Origin of the sequence: Brevibacterium picturae, from assembly GCF_030453725.1 — a bacterium.
GTDB lineage: Bacteria > Actinomycetota > Actinomycetes > Actinomycetales > Brevibacteriaceae > Brevibacterium > Brevibacterium sandarakinum_A.
Map to the genome: position 1 here is coordinate 1 of NZ_JAKDJU010000062.1, position 17682 is coordinate 17682.

Sequence of the window (17682 nt, forward strand, 5' to 3'; positions counted from 1 at the left end):
ACCGCTTCGGCCAGCCCCGGCACCGATGATGAGGAGAAGGAGGCCGCGACCACCGCGACCCAGGCACTCATCATCGACCCGACCGAGATCAGCTCCGAGGACTTCCTGGGCGAGGGCATCAAGCTCGGCATCACCGGCGCACAGCCGGGCGAGAAGATCACGATCACCGTCGAGCACGCGCAGGGCAAGGTCGATCGCTACACGATGACCAAGGAAGCCGACTCCGAGGGCAAGGCGACCTTCGGCGTGCAGGCCAAGGTCAAGGCCGTGCTGGGAACGTACAACGTCACGGCCCAGGCGGACAGCTTCGACAAGCCACAGGGCGGCAGCTTCACCGTCGTCACCAACGGCACCTCGGTCGATGAGGATGGAGGCAACGGCAACGACAGCGGCAGCGACCTGCCTCGCACCGGTGCCGAAATGACCGGATTGGCGCTCGGCGTCGGACTCCTCGTCGTCGGTGCCGCAGCTGTCGTCATCACCCGTCGGCGGATGACCGCCTCCGACGATCCTGCGGAGTTCTAAGATCCGTTGAACGATGAATTGTCCCTAGCGGGGCTGCACCTCGGCAGACACCGGATCGATCTCGGTCGTCTCCGAGCAGGGACAATGCTCGGTCTCATGGGCAGCACGGACAGCACCACTGAGGTGGTGCTGTCCGTTGCTGCGCGCTCCGAGGTCGCACCACCACCACAGTTCCCGACCGGAATCCGGTCGGGTCTCACGCGTGTGCGCAGGTGGGTCAGAACATATCTTCGAGAAGTCAATGCCGGATCTGGGGAGGCGGCATTGGCTCAGGCGTGCACGGAATTCGGGGTCAGACCTGATGTGCTGAAGCGTCGGCTCGGCGAACTCGATGCCGGTGAGCGTGCCAAGCTTCGCCTGGCCGTGGCGTGGGCGAGCGGATCGACGTGGCTGACGTTCATCGACCCCTTCGCCTCCGTCCCCGGCCACGTGCGTGCTGGACTGCGCGGTCGCCTGGCCGACTTGGCCGCCGCACACGGCAGAGGTATCGTCTTCACCTCGAATACGCTGACCGATTTCACCATCGCCGAGGCGGGTGTGGCCGATATCGAACAGGGCGAGCTCGTCGCGTTCGGTACTTTGGAACAGGTCGTCACGGAGCCCAGGGGTTCCCTGCCGGCCGAACTCAGCGGAGTCAACGTCTACTCCGGACTGGCTCGCAGGGGCTGGCTGTCGATCGGCCACTCTGCGGTGAAGGCTCGGACCGAACTCGATGGGAAGGTCTTCGTCACCCTCGGGTGGCGCAGTGCACTCCTGTCCTTGGACGAGCACGACGAGGCGTTCACCTCGGCGACGGTGTTCGAAGCCATCGTCACCGGACTGCGCGATCGTGGTTCCTGCCTGCAGGCGAAGCTGTCGCCGGTGGACACGGAGATGGGGCTCGCCCTCGACGTGGACCTGGCCGACCTGGCCGGGGTCTCCGGTGCTGCGAGCGGAGCTCGTGGCCAGAGCAGCGACAGCGATGGTGAAGGCCACGCCAGGGCCGGATTCGGGGTTCTGCACCCCAGCCTCGGCGAGTCGATCGCCGCGCTGCGTGCCAACGTCAAGGTCGGCACGCATGTCTTCGTCGAGGTCGACACTTCGGCGCTGCACGCATACTCGGTGGAATGATCACCGCCGGCACTTGCACGACTCCCCCGTCCTGCGTGTCGACTCCCCGCCGCACGTCCTCGCCGATCATTGAGCCGAGTGACGTGCAATTGGCAGTAAACTGAAATCCCCTCATCCCCACCGAATCAGGAGAAGCCATGCGAACCTCGCGCAAGCTTCTGATCTCGGCGCTCCTCGTCATCGTGCTCACTGTGGCTGCGGTTCCCCTCCTCAACCTCACGATCTACACTCCGGCGCGTGCCGCCGAGGCCTACATTTCAGCGATCGAGGACGCCGATGCCGAGCGAGCGTTCTCCTACCTCGCGTCGCCCACTCCGTCCTCGACCCTGGCGCTCAACCACGACGTGCTCAACGCTGCCCCTGACCTGCCGCGGGATGCAGAGGCGACGACGGTGTCGATCGATGAGGACCATGCGAAGGTCACGCTGAGCTATGTCCTTTCCTCGCAGACGCAGACCGTGGAGCTGTCCATGGTGAGGCTGCCCGCGACCGCCGGTCTGTTCGATCGGTGGGCGATCGAACAGGAGAAGTGGCCCACCCTCGACCTGCAGGTCGAAGGGTCGTCGACGGCGACGGTGAATGGCTACGGAGTCTCCGCCGGCACGGTTCCCGTGCTGTTCCCCGCCACCTACCTCGTCGGCTTCGATGCGACCTATCTGAAGTCGAAGCCGGAGCGCGCCGAAGTGACGGCACCGACAGACACCGCCGAAATCGCGCTGTCCCCCGAGCCCACGGCGAAGCTGGAGCAGGCGGTGAATGAGCAGGTCACCGAGCATCTGCAGAAGTGTGCGAAGTCGAAGACCCTGTACCCCTCAGGCTGCGTGTTCGGCTATGAAACGGACAATGAGATCCTCGGCGATGTGAAGTGGTCGCTGGTGCGGGAGCCGCAGGTCGGCCTGACGGCCTCGGGCAACGACCTCGAACTCACCCCGTCCACCGTCGAGGTGCGCATTCAGGGACGCTACCGCGACATCGTCACGGCGGCCGAGCACGACTTCGATGAGACGCTGTCATTCGCCATGGGTGGCTCCGTTGTCGTCAAGTCCTCGCAGGTCCGCTACGATCCGCGCCGCCTCGGCGACGTGACAGTGAAATAGCTGCACGACGCCGGACCCTCGTCACTGTGCGGGCCGCGCACCGGGCCGGCTTCAGCTCGGCATTCAGGCCCCGCGCAGGTCCAGGGTAAGTTCGGCAGGGGCTGTGGCGACGAGGTCGACCGGGATTCCCCAGTCCTGCTGATAGAGGTGGCACGCGGCGTGCAGGGGAATCTCGCCCCCGGGTTCGCCGTCGCAGGCGGCCGCCCGTGCGGTCACGTGCAGCACGCCCGCCTCGAGATCGGGATTGATGACGATATCCCGATTCAACCCCTCAGCGCCTCCGCTGCCGGACACGATGAGCTCCGGCGGCGTCGACGAGACCTGGAGATACGTGGGATCTCCCCACCGGTCGTCGAGCTTCTGACCTGCTGGAACGGTAAAGCTCACGCTCACTGCCACTGGCCCTGAGGCGATCTCGGTCGAGGGACGTTTGCTGGTGAGCGCACCTTCATCGACCCGTTGCGCGTCCTTGGGCAGCTTCACTCTGGTCAGCGCGTGCGAGGCGGACTCGACGATGAGGAGTTCGGCTTCAGCGTCTCCAGCGGACTCGAGGACGAAGATGTCGGAGGGTTCGCGCAGTCCGCGGGCCAGGGTCGAGACTTCGTTCGTGGTGAAGTCGTAGCGGCGGATCGCCCCGTTGTAGGTGTCGGCGATCGCGATCGATCCGTCCGGCAGGCTCCGCACTCCCAGGGGGTGCTGCAGCCTGGCCTCGGCAGCGGGACCGTCACGGAATCCGAAGTCGAAGAGTCCCTCGCCGATGAGCGTGGACACGGCTCCGGTGCTCGGGTCGAGGCGGCGGATGGCCGAGGTCTCCGAGTCGGCGATGAACACGTCGCCGTCGGAGCTGAGGTCGAGGCCCGAGGTCTGCGCGAACCATGCGTTGTCCGCATCGCCATCGGCCAAGCCTTCGTTCATGGTGCCCGAGAGCAGGCGGATCGACCCGACTTCGGGGTTGAACGACCAGATGGTGTGATTGCCCGCCATCGCCACAACAACCTCGGCGGTGGAGGGGGCGTAGAGGACGTCCCACGGTGAGGACAGCTTCACATCGAGGGCGGGGCCGTCGTAGCGGCCGAGTTCGCCGTGGGTGCCGACCACGTTGTCGATCGCGCCGACCATGTGCTGTGCTCCGGTGCCGGCGATCGTCGTCACGGTTTCGGTGTCGAGATTGATGCCGCGCAGGGTGTGGTTGACGGTGTCGGCAACGACGAGGTGGTAGCCGGCCTTCGCAGCCACATCATCGGGAAGGACGGTGATGCCGCCGGGTTCGCTGAAGGACGCCTGGGCGAAGTCGCCGTCGTCCGCGCCGCGGGCACCGGTGCCGATGCGCCGGATGATGTCCTGGCCCGACGGGTCGTATTCGACGAGGCTGTGGTGGCCCGAATCGGCGACGAGGAGATTGCCCGATGGCAGTGCGGTGACCTTGCCGGGGTAGAACAGTTCGGTCTCCGGTGCTGGTGGCGGCACGTAAGGTCCGTCGCCGGAGTGCAGTGTGCCCTTGGCCGAGTGCTCCTCGATGAGGCCCTCGATGATTTCGCCCAGCCCTGCGCCATGGCCTTCGCCAGACAGGGTCGCGACCAGATATCCCTCGGGGTCGATGACGGCCAGCGTGGGCCAGGCCCGGGCGGTGTATGCCTGCCAGGTGATGAGGTCGGGATCGTCGAGGACGAGGTGTTCGACCTGGTAGCGTTCGACGGCCTGATCAACAGCCTCGATCGTGCGTTCGAACTCGAACTTCGGCGAGTGGACGCCGATGATGACGAGCTCTTGTGCGTATTTCTCCTCGAGCGGTCGCAGCTCGTCGAGCACGTGGAGGCAGTTGATGCAGCAGAATGTCCAGAAATCGAGCAGGATCACCTTGCCGCGCAGGTCGGCCAGGCTCAGGTCCTTACCGCCGGAGTTCATCCACCGACGGCCGATGAGTTCAGGTGCACGCACCTTGACCTGGTGGGACGTCGCGGCGGCTGGCGCCGCGGATGTTGGGGATTCCTGCGGACTGGAGTTCATAGCTCCATCTTCACAGATTCGACGCCGCGACGGGAGGCCCGGTGTCATCATGTGACCAATGCCCCAGGCGCTCGTCGTGGCCATCGCGGTGACAGATGCTGGCGATACCCGCTGCGCCGCGCCTTCGGAGCAGTCGCCGGCGCCGCGAAGCAGCACGCGGCGATGCGCCTCAGGTGTAGTCGCGGGCGCCGAACACGCTGGAGCCGACGCGGACCATCGTCGCGCCCTCGGCGATGGCGAGTTCGAAGTCGTTGCTCATGCCCATGGACAGTTCCTTGGCTTCGGCGGGCATGGCACCCGAACCGATCAGCTTCTCGCTCAGTTCCCGCAGGTCGCCATAGCTGGGGCGGATCTCCTCGGGCGTGCGTCCGGGCAGGCCGATCGTCATCAGCCCGCGCAGTCTCATCCGGGTGTGCTCCCGGAGCTCGGCGATGAGAGCCTCTGCCTCTTCGGGGGCGATGCCGGACTTCGAGTCCTCGCGGGAGGTGTTGACCTGCACGAAGATGTCGAGGGTCTGGTCGAGGACCTCGAGGCGGTTGTTGATCTTCGTCGCCAGTTCCAGATTGTCAACGGACTGGATGCAGTGCGCATGGCGCAGGGTGTGATTGACCTTGTTCTTCTGCAGAGGGCCGATGAGATGGGCCTCGTGTTCGAGATCGGCGAGGTCATCAGCCTTGCCGACCAGTTCTTGGACCTTGTTCTCCCCGATGAGGGTGAACCCGTGCTCGAGCGCGACGCGGATCTTCGGGGCCGGTTGAGTCTTGGTCGCCAGCATGACCTGCACATCGGCACTCGTCCGTCCGCTCGCCTCGGCGGCGGTTGCTGTACGCGCGGCCACTTCGTCGAGGTTGTCCCTGATGGTGGCGATGGCCTCCGGCGACAGCGGTTCGGGCATGTTCTGGGGTTCGGACGTATTCTGTGGTTCAGGAGTGTCTGGGGAACTCATGCGTCCAGTCTTACACGTACCCGCTGAAGTTGCAGGTCGCCGACGAAGCGGCGCTGAAGTTGCAGGTCGCCGGCGAAGCGGCGCGGAAGCCGCAGTTCGTGGGCGAAGCGGCGCGGAAGCCGCAGTTCGTGGGCGAAGCGGCGCGGAAGCCGCAGTTCGTGGGCACGGCGCCCTGGTGCACGGCGAACGGTTGGCAAGTTCTCCTCGAGTTTCGTTCGTGGATCGAAGAGAACTTACCAACCGTTGGTGTCTGTCCGGCGGGACGAGGCTGTCAGCTGCCGCGCTCGTCGCTGCAGCTGGTTGCAGCGGCACTCATCGCAGCCGTGTTGCGTCAGATTCGCGCGCTCGTCATTATTCGGGCAGTCCGGCGGCCTTCGCATCGATGTTCTTGATCAGCGCCGAGGTGTCGAGGCCCTCGAGGCCGGTATCGACCAGCTTCTGCAGCTGAGCGTGGACGAGCCGCGCGGCCGGCAGGTCGACGCCCTGAGTATCGGCGCCTGCGAGGGCCAGCCCCACGTCCTTGTGCATGAGGGCCGTGGCGAATCCGGGCTTGAACGAGTTGTTCGAGGCCGCAGTCTCCGTCACACCGGGCACGGGGTACCAGGTGCGCAGGGGCCAGGAGTCACCGGAGGAGACGGTCGCGATGTCGTAGAAGACCTTCGGATCGAGTCCGAAGCGATCAGCGAGCACTGCACCTTCGACGACACCCTGCAGACTGATCGAGAGCATCATGTTGTTGACGATCTTGGCGGCCTGGCCGGCAGCCTCGCCACCGGCATGGAACATGTTGCCGGCCATCGGCTCGATAAAGGACTTCGCCTCGGCGACATCCTCGTCGGTTCCACCGAGCATGAAGGTCAGCGTCCCGGCTTCTGCACCGGTGACGCCTCCGGAGACCGGGCCGTCGACGAAGCGGAACCCGGCATTGGCCGCCTCGGCGTGCAGGGCGCGAGCGGAATCGAAGTCGATCGTCGAGGAATCGACGAGGAGGGTCTTCGTGTCGGCATTGGCCAGGACGCCGTCGGGCTCCAGGTAGACCGCGCGGGCGTGCTCTCCCTTGGGCAGCATTGTGAACACGATATCGGCACCGGCGACCGCCTCGGCGGCGGACTTCACAGGATTCACCCCGTGCTTGGCCGCCTCTTGAACGGCGATCTCCACGAGATCGAAACCGTTCACGGTGTGTCCGGCCTTGACCAGGTTCGCGGTCATCGGACGGCCCATGTTCCCCAGGCCGATCCATCCAATCGTCGACATAATATGCCTCCTCGCATCATGTTCTTCAGCAGTTGCAGTGTTTGTACCGCAGCAGTTGCAGTGTTTCCCCTCACATTACGCCAGTCACCGAGGCAACACCGGTCGTGCAGAATCACATATTCCGCACCGGATATGTGCGCGCACGCAGATAGGATGGAACCACTATGGCTTCATATGCACCTGGCGGGCCCGGCTCGCAGATCTCTCCCGAAGATCTGCTGACGCTGCTCGCCGTGGCCCGGTTGGGAAAGTTCACGGCGGCGGCGCACAGCCTGGGCCTCAACCACACGACGGTGTCCCGACGCATCGCCGCTCTGGAGAAGGCCTACGGCGAGCGGATGCTCGTGGCCTCACCCGACGGATGGGAACTCAGCACCGCCGGTCGGCATCTCCTCCCCGTGGCCGAGGACATCGAGTCTGCTCTGGGACGCATCGACGCCCACCCCGGCTCTGCCCTGTCCGGGACGATCCGACTGGCCTGCCCGCAGGCCTTCGCACTCGAATTCGCCGTGCCGGCCCTGGCCCAGCTGCAGCGCAGCCACCCGGGTCTGCAGTTCGAACTCATCACTGCCACTCAACGGGCTCGGCAGTACCGCTCGGGCGTCGATATCGAGGTCGTCGTCGGCAAGCCTGATGCGCCGCGCAGCGTCGGGAAGCACATCCGCGACTACCGGCTCCAGCTCTACGCCTCCCGGGAGTACCTTCGCAGCCACACCATGCCGATGACGCTCGATGATCTCGCCGAGCACCGACTCGTCTACTACATCGAGAACTCGCTCCAGGTCGACGACCTCGACGAGGCGGGCAACGCGCTGCCCCGCGGCAAGGGATTCTTCCGCTCCACCTCGGTGCATGCCCACGTGCTCGCCACGTCGAACGGAGTCGGGATCGGGATTCTGCCCGACTTCCTCGCCGTGGGCAACAGTCGCCTCGTGCAGGTGCTGCCCGAAGAGTTCTCGAAGCCGGTCTCCTATTGGGCCTCCGTCCGCCACGAATCCCTGCGCAACGCAGGGGTCCGCAGCGTCCTCGAAGTCCTCTGAGTCACGCTGCGGACCAGCCTCCATCGACGCTGTGCGCGCTGCCGTTGATCACTGCGGCTGCGTCGCTGGCCAGGAACAGTGCCAATGCGGCGATATCGTCGGGCTCGGCGAGCTTCGGCACTGCAGAATGACCGAGGAAGACCTGTTCGAGGACCTCGGCCTCGGTGATGCCGTTCGTCGTCGCCTGATCGGCGATCTGGCCCTTGACCATCGGCGTCATCACATAGCCGGGATTGATCGCGTTGCAGGTCACACCGTGTGGGCCGGCTTCCAATGCGGTCGTCTTCGTCAATCCCATGAGCCCGTGTTTGGCCGCCACATAGGCTGATTTGTTCGCCGAGGCGCGCAGCCCGTGGATCGAGGAGAGGTTGACGACCCTGCCCCATCCCTTGGCGTACATCGCGGGCAACGCGGCCTTGGTCAGCACGAACGGCGCTTCGAGCATGAGGGTGTTGATGAGTCGCCATTCCTCGAGCGGAAACTCCGTGATCGGGTGGATCCGCTGGATGCCGGCGTTGTTGACGAGGATGTCGACGTCAAGGTCGACTCCATCCAGCGCCGAGGTGTCCGCGAGGTTGACCGTCCAGGCCTCTCCCCCGATGTCGCCGGCGACTGCTTCCGCGGACTCAGCGTTGACGTCGGCGACGATGACGTAGGCTCCCGCTGCGGCCAGTGCCTCGCTCATCGCCTTGCCCAGGCCGGAAGCTCCACCTGTGACGAGGGCCCGTTTGCTGCTGAGATCGACCATTGCTGTCCCTTCGACGATTGTTCTCCATGGTGGATCCGGGCGGTGCCGACGACCGTCGACACCGCCCGGATCCGTGCATTGCTCAACTGATCAGCGGTACTGCTGATTGGATCAGAGTTGCTGCTGACCGAATCAGCGTTTCGCCGCGTGGCGACGATCCTTGTCCGCCTGGTCGAGCGAACGCAGGTCGATGCCCTTGGTCTCCCGCGTGAACAGGAGCGCGACCATCGAAATCGCAGCTGCGATGAGGAGGTAGAACGCGATCGGCACCGAGGAATCGAACTGCTGCAGCAGCGCAGTGGCGATGATCGGTGCGAACGAGCCCGCCACGATCGCCGTGACCTGATAGCCGGTCGAAACACCGGAGTTGCGCATGCGTGTCGGGAACATCTCCGCCATGATCGACGGCTGACCGGCGTACATCAGAGCGTGGAAGATCAGCCCGATGAGCACGGCGAGGAAGATGACGAAGAAGTTGCCGGTGTCGTACATCGGGAAGGCGAAGAAGCCCCACGAAGCGGTGAGCACGATTCCGATGCCGTAGGGCAGCTTGCGCCCGACCTTGTCCGTTGCCGCCCCGACCAACGGCACGATGACCGCGTGGATCGCGTGCGCGGCGAGCAGGGCGCCGAGAATCTCGGCTTGCTCGATGTCGACGACGATTGCCAGATATGTGATCGAGAACGTGACCACGAGGTAGTAGTGGATGTTCTCCACGAACCGCAGCCCCATTGCGGCGAAGACCTCACGCGGGTAGCGCTTGAAGACCGCCTTGATGCCGTAGTCGACGCCTTCATCGATCTCTTCGGACTGGACTTCGTCGAAGATCGGAGCGTCGGAGACGCGGGTGCGGATGTAATACCCGATGAGGACGATGACGGCAGAGAGCCAGAACGCGACTCGCCAACCCCAAGATATGAAGTGCTCTTCGGTCAGTGTTGCCGTGAGCACGAGCAGCACACCGGTTGCCAGCAGGTTGCCCAGCGGCACACCCGACTGCGGGAAGGACGCCCAGAAGCCGCGCTCCTTGTTCGGGGAGTGTTCGGCGACCAAGAGGACGGCACCGCCCCATTCGCCGCCGACGGCGAATCCCTGAATCAGGCGCAGCAGCACGAGCAGGACGGGGGCGACATACCCGATCTGGTCGAAGGTCGGCAGACATCCCATGAGGAATGTGGCCGCGCCGACGAGGATGATGGACAGCTGCAGCAGCTTCTTGCGCCCGTGTTTGTCACCGAAGTGGCCGAAGATGATCCCACCGAAGGGGCGTGCGATGAACCCGACCGCGTAGGTCGCGAAGCCCGCCAGGATCGCGTTCAGGGGGTCGTCTGTGGGCGGAAACAGAATGTGGAAGACCAGCGTGGCCGCGGTCCCGTAGAGGAAGAATTCGTACCACTCGACGACGGTTCCGGCCATCGAGGCGGCGACGACCTTGCGCAGCTGTGCGCGGATCGTCTTCTTCTCGGCATTGTTCGAAGAACTCATGACTCTCCTTGATTTCCACGATCCGCATCACCGTTGAATGCGCGGATCGACTTGCTGTGGCGTCCCAGTCCGGTGGGCGACGAGCCTGCGGCCTCTGCTATGCGGCCTCAGTTCCACGCCATCGGCACGGATGGTGCGACGCGGCGAATGGATATGATCCTTGCAACAGTCTGCGTCATAACGTGAAGGAATGGGCGCAGAAGTGGCGCGAATCCGGGAATTACTTCTGCACATTCGTGCACACGAGGTGTGCAGTCATCTGCTTCGCTGGTCGGCCTTCGAGTCACGCTGGGCCATTGTGGCGAGCATGTCGTTGTAGGCCCGAAGCTCCGCATCGTCGGTGCGAGCCTCGCGGCGGTCGACGCGCTTGGCTTCCCGGTCCGAGGACTTCGACCATTGGAAGGCCACCATGATCGCGATGAACAGGGTGGGGAATTCTCCGACGCCCCACGCGATGCCTCCGCCCAACTGCTGGTCTTCGATCGCCGAATAGCCCCAGTCGGCGCCGATGTTGCCGAACCAGTCGCCTTCGATGAGGACCTCGGAGCTCATGATCGAGATGCCGAAGAAGGCGTGGAAGGCCATCGTGATGAGGAGCATGAGCAGTCGCAGAGGATACGCGGGACGCTTCACGCCGGGGTCGATGCCGATGAGTGCCTGTGCGAACAGATACCCGGCGCCGAGGAAATGGATGATCATCAGCTCGTGACCGAGGTGCCATTCGAGCGCATATTTCATCACGCCCGAGTAGTAGAAGATGACGAGGGAACCGGCGAAGTTCACGCTGGCGAAGATCGGGTTCGCGAAGAAGCGCATGTACGGGGTGTGGACGAGCCACAGGACCCATTCGCGAACACCGCGCGAGCCATCCGTGCGGGCCTTCGTTCCGCGCATGAGCATCGTGATGGGCGCGCCGAGAACCATCGGCAGAGGCACCACCATGATCAGCAACATGTGCTGGATCATGTGCGCCGAGAACTGGATCTCGCCGTAGACCCGAGCACCGCCGGAGGTGACGTAGACCAGGAAGATCATGCCCAGCAGCCAGCAGATCAAGCGATGGATCGGCCAGGAGTCGCCTCGGCGGCGGAGGTTGATGAATCCGACGATGTAGGCCGCGGACAGGCCGACGGCGACGACGACCCACAGTGGGTCGAGGGACCATTCGGTGAAGTACCGCGCAAATGTGGGCGGGGGCGGAAGCGGCTCGCCGGTCAGGATCTCTGCCGGGCTCGGGTTGCCCACAGGCTCCTGTGAGACCGGGGGCTGGGAGCGGGACAGAGCAACCGCGAGGCCCATCGTGGCCCCGAAGATGACGAATTCGACGACGATGAGCCGCCAGAACTCCCGCGTCGCCGAGGCCACTGCTCCCAGACGTCGGATGACGAACTGGCGATGCCAGAACCCGACGAGGCCGAGCAGAATCACCGCGAACGTCTTCGCCACGATCACCTGCCCGTAGGGGCTCATCAGGTCATCGAGATCGTGGACGCGCAGCAGCGAGTTCACCACACCGGAGTAGGCGACGATCGCGAAGGCGATGAGCGCGAACAATGAATAGCGTTCGATCGTGGTGCGCAGCTGGTGCGAGTGGGCAAGGTCGGAGCCGAGGAGCGCGATGACGAAGAGGCCGCCCAGCCAGATGGTGACGCCCAAGAGGTGCAGACCGATGCTGTTGACGGCCTGAGTGTGCCCGGAGGCTTCGGCGGAGTGGCCCATCAGCGCCAGCGGGATCATCACGCCGACGCCGAGAACTCCTGCCACGGCGATGCCGAGGTAGCTGCGAGTGCCGAAGCACAGGGTGGAGGCGACGGCGATGAGGACGACGATGAGGGTCCAAAGCTGGCCGAAGGCAATCTGGGTCAGGAACACGCCGAGCTGATTGGAGAAGTCCAGGTAGGCCTGGGCACCGACGGTGTCGACGAAGGTGAGGACGAGGACGGCCACGGCGGAGATCGTCCAGGCGACCGATGCCGCCTCGGCGATCTTCAGGGTCTTCTCCCAGAGCGCGTTGAGAGGTGCCTCGGCCGAGGTGCCGGACGTCGCGGCCGCCTTCGTCTTCCTGCCCCGCCCCTGAGTGCGCGGCAGGATGAGGAGGGCGAACATCAGGGCGCCCAGAGTCATCGCCATCGAGAGGTTGAAGACGAACTTGGCGGCCGGAAGGCCGAACCGGACGTAGGGTCCGGGGTCGTTCAGCAGTGTTGCCTCGGCTGCTCCGGTGAAGAGCATCGCGGCCATGCCGACCGCGAGTCCGCCGATGACGACGATGGGCACGGCGGCACGCGATGTGAATCGGGTGACCGATTCGAAGACTTGAGTGCTCACTGGTGGCAGACCGCCGCTTCATTCATGGTTCAAGGATATCGTCGGAGTCTGAAACAGAGCTCACTGCGACCCCCGGACGTGGCCGAGATCTCGGCGCAGAGACACGAAATGACCCGGACCACATGGTCCGGGTCATTCCACGCTGATGCGCGAGGCTCAGTTAGGGCTGCCTGCGGCACCTTTCAGCTTCGAACCAGCGGACAGCTTCACGGAGTAGCCGGCCTTGATCTGGATCTCTTCACCGGTCTGCGGGTTGCGTCCCTTGCGAGCGGCACGTTCGGTGCGCTCAACAGACAGCCATCCGGGGATGGTGAGCTTTTCGCCCTTGCTGACAACGTCGGAGAAGACGTCGAAGACGCCGTCAAGAACGTCCGAGACCTGCTTCTGGGTCAGTCCGGAATTCTCTGCAACTTCTGCTACGAGCTCACTGCGGTTCTTAGCCATAAAAGTGTCCTCCTTAGGACAAGTCGGTCGGTTACCGGTCCGTTTTTCCGATAACGAACTTCCTCGAGATTACCAGCTTGACTTCGTGATGCCGGGCAACTCGCCGTTGTGCGCCATTTCGCGGAAGCGAACTCGGGAGAGACCGAACTTGCGGAGATAGCCGCGCGGACGGCCGTCAACCTGGTCACGATTGCGCACACGCACTGGTGAGGCATCACGTGGAAGTTTCTGCAGTCCGAGGCGTGCTTCTTCACGCTGCTCGTCGGTGCTGTCGGGGTGTGTCAGCTGGCGCTTGAGCGTCGCACGACGCTCCGCGTAGCGCTCTACAATGACGCGACGCTGCTTGTCGCGTGCGATCTTTGACTTCTTAGCCATATGCGCTCAGCGCTCCTCTCGGAAATCGACGTGCTTGCGAACAACTGGATCGTACTTCTTGAGCACGATGCGGTCCGGGTTGTTGCGGCGGTTCTTGCGGGTCACGTAGGTGTACCCGGAGCCGGCGGTCGACTTGAGCTTGATGATGGGACGAATGTCCTGTGTCTTAGCCATCAGAGCTTCACTCCCTTGGCGATGAGTTCGCCGACGACGGCGTCAATTCCGCGCGCGTCAATGACCTTGATGCCCTTGGCGGACACGGTCAGGGTGACACTGCGACGCAGAGACGGAACGAAGTAGCGCTTTTTCTGAATATTCGGGTTGAAACGACGCTTAGTGCGACGGTTCGAGTGGGACACGTTGTGTCCGAAACCAGGGACTGCCCCGGTTACTTGGCAGGTTGCTGCCATGACTCTCCTCCAGTTCACAAGTTACCGACTCTCGAAACAAGCAGGTCAGCGTGGGATCCACGCCCGCTTGCGCCGATGTCGGAAGACATCAACAAATTTTCGCGATTGCTGCTCAGCCGGACAGGTGTCCGACCGCTGACCAGGCTGTCGCCCAGCAGGCGGCGTTCGCAATGAAAATTGTGTACGCCAAAACAGGTTTGCCCGTTCGGGCGAGATGTCTCACCAGCGCTGAAGCCGTAGCCTGTGAGAGATGGGCCGAAGCTGGAGTGCAGCGGTGGGTGAGCACCATGTTGGCCACAGCAGATCAATCGGCGATCGAACTGCGACGACACAACAGATCACAATCTTAGAGAGAAACAGGCCTTCAGAGCAAATTCACTGAATCCCCGTCGCGATGGCCCGCTTACCGTATCGCAACTGAGGGGCGAAGAAGGCGTTGTGCCCGGAATCGCGGGCCGAGCGCCGCTTCCACCTCACACACATCGCGCACGCATGTTCGCGGCCATGCTCCAGCGGACAACACATCCTGCCCTGGCCCGTGTTGAACACGTGCCGGAGACGTGCCAAGGTAAGAAGATGATTGCCACCACATCTGGCACTCAGGAGGACCGATGAGCGACGTTCCACCGAGGCCGCGAATCCGTCCGGCGACCAGTGATGACTGGCAGAAGGACCAGTCGGTTCGTGCCAGCCTGACCCCGTCGCAGGGGCAGGGGTCCAACCAGAGTGCTGCAGACTTCGACGACTCGACCTATTACGAGTACCTCGAGAAGCACACCGGGGACGTACCTGTATCCAGGAGTCGCTCGCGCAATGTCTTCGCCCCCGCCAATGCATCCCCGTTCCAGGGTCAGTCTCAGCACTCGTACCCAGAAGCCGCACCCACGGGCCCTCGCAGCCGGACGAACGACAGCTCCTCCCCCTCGACACAGAACGATGACGGCTCCGGTGGACCGGCGTCAGGGCAGATCCCGCTCGAGCCCACACCGGCCCCGAGGAGGGGCAACGGAGCCAAGATCACCGTCGTCATCGTCGCCATTCTCATGATTCTCGGATTGCTGGCCTTCTTCGGAGTCCGTTGGCTGGCGCCGTCGACGGGCACCGTGCCTGTCGACTTCGGCGGCGAGGAGAGCGGGTCGGCCTCACCGTCTCCGGGCGAGAGCCTGGTGCAGCCGGGAGCAAGCCCTGAGGAGGCGCTGTCGACCTATACGAAGCAAGGCACAGCGAAGGCCGATGACCTCGAAGGGCAGTGGGTGACACAGGTCAGCGCGAAGGATGTCGGTCTTGAGACCGACGGCAAGACGTGGACTGCGCAGGACATCGTCGACGAGTTCGAGACCAACCGCGTCAAATACCCGGGTGCGATTCTCATTCACAGCAGCGACTGGGATTCCTACAAGGACGACAACTACTGGGTCACGATCATCGACACGCCCTACAGCGAGCCCGAGCCGGCACTTGACCAGTGTCGCTCCTGGGGCCTGGACCGCAACAACTGCATTGCCAAACGTCTGGTCAAGGATGGATCTCCCGCCGACAACAGCGCCTACCTCGACAGGTAGGACCGCAACGCCGACGTCGCTGAGCAGGGTCCGTGCCGCGACAGATGGACACAGACGAGCGCCGAAACAACGGTGGAGCGTCGAAACACCTGTGTGGACACAGGTGTCTCGGCGCTCCATCGTCGTTTGGCGGATGGACCCGCTGGACCCGGTGCTTCCGCAGGTCGACAAGGCGCCGGCAGCGACTATTCAGCTTTGCAGGCTTCTGCCCCTACAGCGAGCCCGAGCCGGCACTTGACCAGTGTCGCTCCTGGGGCCTGGACCGCAACAACTGCATTGCCAAACGTCTGGTCAAGGATGGATCTCCCGCCGACAACAGCGCCTACCTCGACAAGTAGACCTCAGACTCACGACCTCAGACTCACGGTCTCAGACTTACAGCGTCCGACTCACGGAGTGAGGACGATTCGACCGCGGACCTCGCCTGCCTCCATCATTCGGTGGGCTCGCGCGGCCTCGGACAGGTCCAGCACCTCGGTGATGGTCGTCGTCAGTGAGCTCGGCTTCCCTGGGGCGAGGAAGGGTTCAAGGCCCTTCGCCGCGCGGGCCAGCTGCTCTGCGCTCGCGCGAGACATGACGAAGCCGATGAGCGACACGTCTTTCGTATAGAGACGTCCCAGGGGCAGCTGGGAGGTCGCTTCGGCAGCAGCGGTGATCAGGATCCGGGCGCCGGGCGCGGTCGCCGCAGCGAGGAAGTCTCCATCGTGATGTCCCGAGGTGTCCCAGACCAGGTCGAACCCCTCCGGGACGGCTTTCGCACAGGCGGCTGGAAGGCCGGGGTCACGGTAGTCGAGGGCCACCTCGGCGCCGGCGGCTCTGAGCGCGTCGAAGTCACGCGGATGGCTGCTGGCGATGATCCGGGCCCCGGCACTCGCGGCCAGTTGGATCGCGGCAGTGCCGACGTTACCTGCTCCCCCACCGACGAAGACGGTGTCTGAAGGGGTGAGCCGTCCGTGGTCGAACCAGCCCAACCACGCTGTCGTGGCGGGGTGGGCCAGCGCGACGAGCCGATGCGTGTGGCTGCTGATCGCGTCCGTTCCGGGCGGGGCCGGGTAGAGTCGGTCGGCCGGGACGACGGCAAAGTCGGAGTACGATCCCTGCCGTCCCTCGTAGCCCAGACTGTTGCACCACACGGTCTCACCAGGCTGGAGGGGTGCGCCCACGGGTGCGCTGACGATGGTGCCCACCAGGTCCCTGCCCAGGACGAAGGGCAGCGGGGCGGTGGTGGGGAACCGTCCGGAACGCACGAAGGTGTCCACGGGATTGAGGCTGGCCGCGCTCACCTCGACGAGGTACTCGGTGGGTCCCGGAACAGGTTCCGGAAGGTCACCGTAGAGAATCTCGTCGACCTCGCCGAGGTGCTTGACGTACGCGGCCTTCATGCCTGGTTCTGCTGATTGAGCCGGTTCAGGCCAGCAGCAGTGTCGGATCCTCGAGTCCGCGACCGACATCGGCGAGGAACTTCGAGATGATCTCACCGTCGACGACACGATGGTCGGCACTCACCGACAGGGTCGTGATGTCACGCGGGACGATCTCGTCATCGACGACCCAGGGCTTCTTCCGGATCTGGCCGAAGGCCAGGATCGCGGCTTCGCCCGGGTTGATGATCGGTGTGCCCGCATCGACGCCGAAGACGCCGACGTTGGTGATGGTGATCGTCCCGCCCGACTGATCGGCAGGAGGGGTCTTGCCCGAACGAGCCAGGGCAGTCAGATCCTGAATGCCCTGAGCCAGGTCTGTCAGGCCCATCGTGTGTGCGCCCTTGATGTTCGGCACGATCAGGCCACGTGGGGTGGCCGCGGCGACGCCGAGGTTGAGGTACTTCTTGACGACGATCTCTTCGCCTTCGAGGCACGAGTTGATCCGCGGGTTGCGGGCAACGGCCCAGGCCACAGCCTTGGCCACGAGCAGCAGGGGCGAGACCTTGATGTCCTCGCCCAGGAACTTCGTGGATTTGAGTTTGCGCACGAAGGCCATCGTCTCGGTCACGTCGACGTCGAGGAACTCGGTGACGTGGGGCATCGTGAACGCGGAATCGACCATGGCCTTGGCCATCATCTTCGCCACGCCCTTGAATGGAATCCGCTCCTCGAGTTCCCCCGTGGAACCGGTTCCGGTCGCGGCGGTCGGGGTTCCGACCTGCGCGTCTGCCCCTGCGTCGGCGGCTGCCGCGCCGGTGCCGCTGGCTGCGGCCTTGACGTCGTCACGAGTGACGTCGCCACGCGAACCGGTTGCGACGACCGCAGCCAGGTCGATGCCGAGGTCCTTCGCGAGCTTGCGCACGGGAGGCTTGGCCAGCGGTTTGCCCGCCGAGGCGGTCGCCGGTGCCGTGGCATCTGCGGTTTCGG

Annotated in this window: 17 protein-coding genes; 5 read left to right on the top strand and 12 right to left on the bottom strand. The window is 64.3% G+C overall.

Features of this window, described 5'->3' with window-relative positions; translation table 11 throughout:
• From L0G76_RS08120 to L0G76_RS08130, 3 genes are all read left to right on the top strand, one after another.
• The coding region (locus L0G76_RS08120; RefSeq protein WP_304356793.1) for an LPXTG cell wall anchor domain-containing protein at positions 1–525 on the top strand (525 nt) is incomplete at its 5' end.
• Positions 526–621: 96 nt separating this feature from the next.
• Positions 622–1635: an ATP-binding cassette domain-containing protein gene (locus L0G76_RS08125; RefSeq protein ID WP_304356794.1), complete on the top strand. Its 1014-nt coding sequence runs from the start codon at positions 622–624 to the stop codon at positions 1633–1635.
• A 137-nt stretch (positions 1636–1772) separates the two neighbouring features.
• Positions 1773–2732 carry a hypothetical protein gene (locus L0G76_RS08130; protein WP_304356795.1) on the top strand — a complete coding sequence of 320 codons (960 nt, stop codon included), beginning with the start codon at positions 1773–1775 and terminating at the stop codon, positions 2730–2732.
• A gap of 63 nt (positions 2733–2795) precedes the next feature.
• Here L0G76_RS08130 and L0G76_RS08135 read toward each other — a convergent pair whose 3' ends face one another.
• The 3 genes from L0G76_RS08135 to mmsB form a co-directional block, all read right to left on the bottom strand.
• Positions 2796–4739 carry an NHL domain-containing thioredoxin family protein gene (locus L0G76_RS08135; RefSeq protein ID WP_304356796.1) on the bottom strand — a complete coding sequence of 648 codons (1944 nt, stop codon included), beginning with the start codon at positions 4737–4739 and terminating at the stop codon, positions 2796–2798.
• A gap of 169 nt (positions 4740–4908) precedes the next feature.
• Positions 4909–5685, bottom strand: coding sequence for a YggS family pyridoxal phosphate-dependent enzyme (locus L0G76_RS08140; protein WP_304356797.1), 777 nt, complete (start codon positions 5683–5685; stop codon positions 4909–4911).
• Positions 5686–6036: 351 nt separating this feature from the next.
• Positions 6037–6942 carry a 3-hydroxyisobutyrate dehydrogenase gene (gene mmsB / locus L0G76_RS08145; RefSeq protein ID WP_304356798.1) on the bottom strand — a complete coding sequence of 302 codons (906 nt, stop codon included), beginning with the start codon at positions 6940–6942 and terminating at the stop codon, positions 6037–6039.
• A gap of 164 nt (positions 6943–7106) precedes the next feature.
• Here mmsB and L0G76_RS08150 point away from each other — a divergent pair, with 164 nt between their 5' ends.
• Positions 7107–7982 carry a LysR family transcriptional regulator gene (locus tag L0G76_RS08150; RefSeq protein ID WP_304356799.1) on the top strand — a complete coding sequence of 292 codons (876 nt, stop codon included), beginning with the start codon at positions 7107–7109 and terminating at the stop codon, positions 7980–7982.
• Position 7983: 1 nt separating this feature from the next.
• Here L0G76_RS08150 and L0G76_RS08155 read toward each other — a convergent pair whose 3' ends face one another.
• The 7 genes from L0G76_RS08155 to rpmB all read right to left on the bottom strand — a co-directional run bounded on the left by L0G76_RS08155 (position 7984) and on the right by rpmB (position 13769).
• Positions 7984–8730 carry a 3-hydroxybutyrate dehydrogenase gene (locus tag L0G76_RS08155; protein WP_304356800.1) on the bottom strand — a complete coding sequence of 249 codons (747 nt, stop codon included), beginning with the start codon at positions 8728–8730 and terminating at the stop codon, positions 7984–7986.
• A 132-nt stretch (positions 8731–8862) separates the two neighbouring features.
• A complete protein-coding gene (locus L0G76_RS08160) occupies positions 8863–10215 on the bottom strand; it encodes an MFS transporter (RefSeq protein ID WP_304356801.1) in 1353 nt (450 codons plus the stop codon).
• Between the two features lie 255 nt (positions 10216–10470).
• Positions 10471–12540: a bifunctional copper resistance protein CopD/cytochrome c oxidase assembly protein gene (locus L0G76_RS08165; protein WP_304356802.1), complete on the bottom strand. Its 2070-nt coding sequence runs from the start codon at positions 12538–12540 to the stop codon at positions 10471–10473.
• 156 nt (positions 12541–12696) lie between these two features.
• Positions 12697–12984, bottom strand: coding sequence for an HU family DNA-binding protein (locus tag L0G76_RS08170; RefSeq protein ID WP_304356803.1), 288 nt, complete (start codon positions 12982–12984; stop codon positions 12697–12699).
• A gap of 69 nt (positions 12985–13053) precedes the next feature.
• Positions 13054–13359: a 30S ribosomal protein S14 gene (gene rpsN / locus L0G76_RS08175; RefSeq protein ID WP_009882241.1), complete on the bottom strand. Its 306-nt coding sequence runs from the start codon at positions 13357–13359 to the stop codon at positions 13054–13056.
• A 6-nt stretch (positions 13360–13365) separates the two neighbouring features.
• Complete coding sequence (rpmG, locus tag L0G76_RS08180; RefSeq protein WP_304356804.1) at positions 13366–13533, bottom strand: 50S ribosomal protein L33; 168 nt, start codon at positions 13531–13533, stop codon at positions 13366–13368.
• On the bottom strand, positions 13533–13769 hold the full coding sequence (rpmB, locus tag L0G76_RS08185; RefSeq protein WP_304356805.1) for a 50S ribosomal protein L28: 237 nt from the start codon (positions 13767–13769) through the stop codon (positions 13533–13535). Before rpmB ends, rpmG begins: the two co-directional genes overlap by 1 nt.
• A gap of 611 nt (positions 13770–14380) precedes the next feature.
• Between rpmB and L0G76_RS08190 the strand changes: the two genes are divergently transcribed.
• Positions 14381–15331, top strand: coding sequence for a protein kinase (locus L0G76_RS08190; protein WP_304356806.1), 951 nt, complete (start codon positions 14381–14383; stop codon positions 15329–15331).
• A 389-nt stretch (positions 15332–15720) separates the two neighbouring features.
• Here the strand turns inward: L0G76_RS08190 and L0G76_RS08195 are convergent, their stop codons facing one another.
• Together L0G76_RS08195 and L0G76_RS08200 are read right to left on the bottom strand one after the other, a co-directional pair.
• Entirely contained in the window at positions 15721–16713 is a 993-nt protein-coding gene (locus L0G76_RS08195; RefSeq protein ID WP_304356807.1) for an NADPH:quinone reductase, read from the bottom strand.
• A 25-nt stretch (positions 16714–16738) separates the two neighbouring features.
• Positions 16739–17682 (bottom strand): dihydrolipoamide acetyltransferase family protein (locus tag L0G76_RS08200; RefSeq protein ID WP_304356808.1); only part of this gene is annotated, 944 nt, incomplete at its 5' end.

What these genes read in the sequence shown, in the direction of transcription:
- L0G76_RS08125 (WP_304356794.1), top strand. Translation starts at nt 622, where the DNA reads ATGGGCAGCACGGACAGCACCACTGAGGTGGTGCTGTCCGTTGCTGCG.
- L0G76_RS08150 (WP_304356799.1), top strand. Translation starts at nt 7,107, where the DNA reads ATGGCTTCATATGCACCTGGCGGGCCCGGCTCGCAGATCTCTCCCGAA.
- L0G76_RS08130 (WP_304356795.1), top strand. Translation starts at nt 1,773, where the DNA reads ATGCGAACCTCGCGCAAGCTTCTGATCTCGGCGCTCCTCGTCATCGTG.
- L0G76_RS08135 (WP_304356796.1), bottom strand. Translation starts at nt 4,739, where the DNA reads ATGAACTCCAGTCCGCAGGAATCCCCAACATCCGCGGCGCCAGCCGCC.
- L0G76_RS08190 (WP_304356806.1), top strand. Translation starts at nt 14,381, where the DNA reads ATGAGCGACGTTCCACCGAGGCCGCGAATCCGTCCGGCGACCAGTGAT.
- rpmG (WP_304356804.1), bottom strand. Translation starts at nt 13,533, where the DNA reads ATGGCTAAGACACAGGACATTCGTCCCATCATCAAGCTCAAGTCGACC.
- rpsN (WP_009882241.1), bottom strand. Translation starts at nt 13,359, where the DNA reads ATGGCTAAGAAGTCAAAGATCGCACGCGACAAGCAGCGTCGCGTCATT.
- mmsB (WP_304356798.1), bottom strand. Translation starts at nt 6,942, where the DNA reads ATGTCGACGATTGGATGGATCGGCCTGGGGAACATGGGCCGTCCGATG.
- L0G76_RS08140 (WP_304356797.1), bottom strand. Translation starts at nt 5,685, where the DNA reads ATGAGTTCCCCAGACACTCCTGAACCACAGAATACGTCCGAACCCCAG.
- L0G76_RS08160 (WP_304356801.1), bottom strand. Translation starts at nt 10,215, where the DNA reads ATGAGTTCTTCGAACAATGCCGAGAAGAAGACGATCCGCGCACAGCTG.
- L0G76_RS08170 (WP_304356803.1), bottom strand. Translation starts at nt 12,984, where the DNA reads ATGGCTAAGAACCGCAGTGAGCTCGTAGCAGAAGTTGCAGAGAATTCC.
- L0G76_RS08155 (WP_304356800.1), bottom strand. Translation starts at nt 8,730, where the DNA reads ATGGTCGATCTCAGCAGCAAACGGGCCCTCGTCACAGGTGGAGCTTCC.
- rpmB (WP_304356805.1), bottom strand. Translation starts at nt 13,769, where the DNA reads ATGGCAGCAACCTGCCAAGTAACCGGGGCAGTCCCTGGTTTCGGACAC.
- L0G76_RS08195 (WP_304356807.1), bottom strand. Translation starts at nt 16,713, where the DNA reads ATGAAGGCCGCGTACGTCAAGCACCTCGGCGAGGTCGACGAGATTCTC.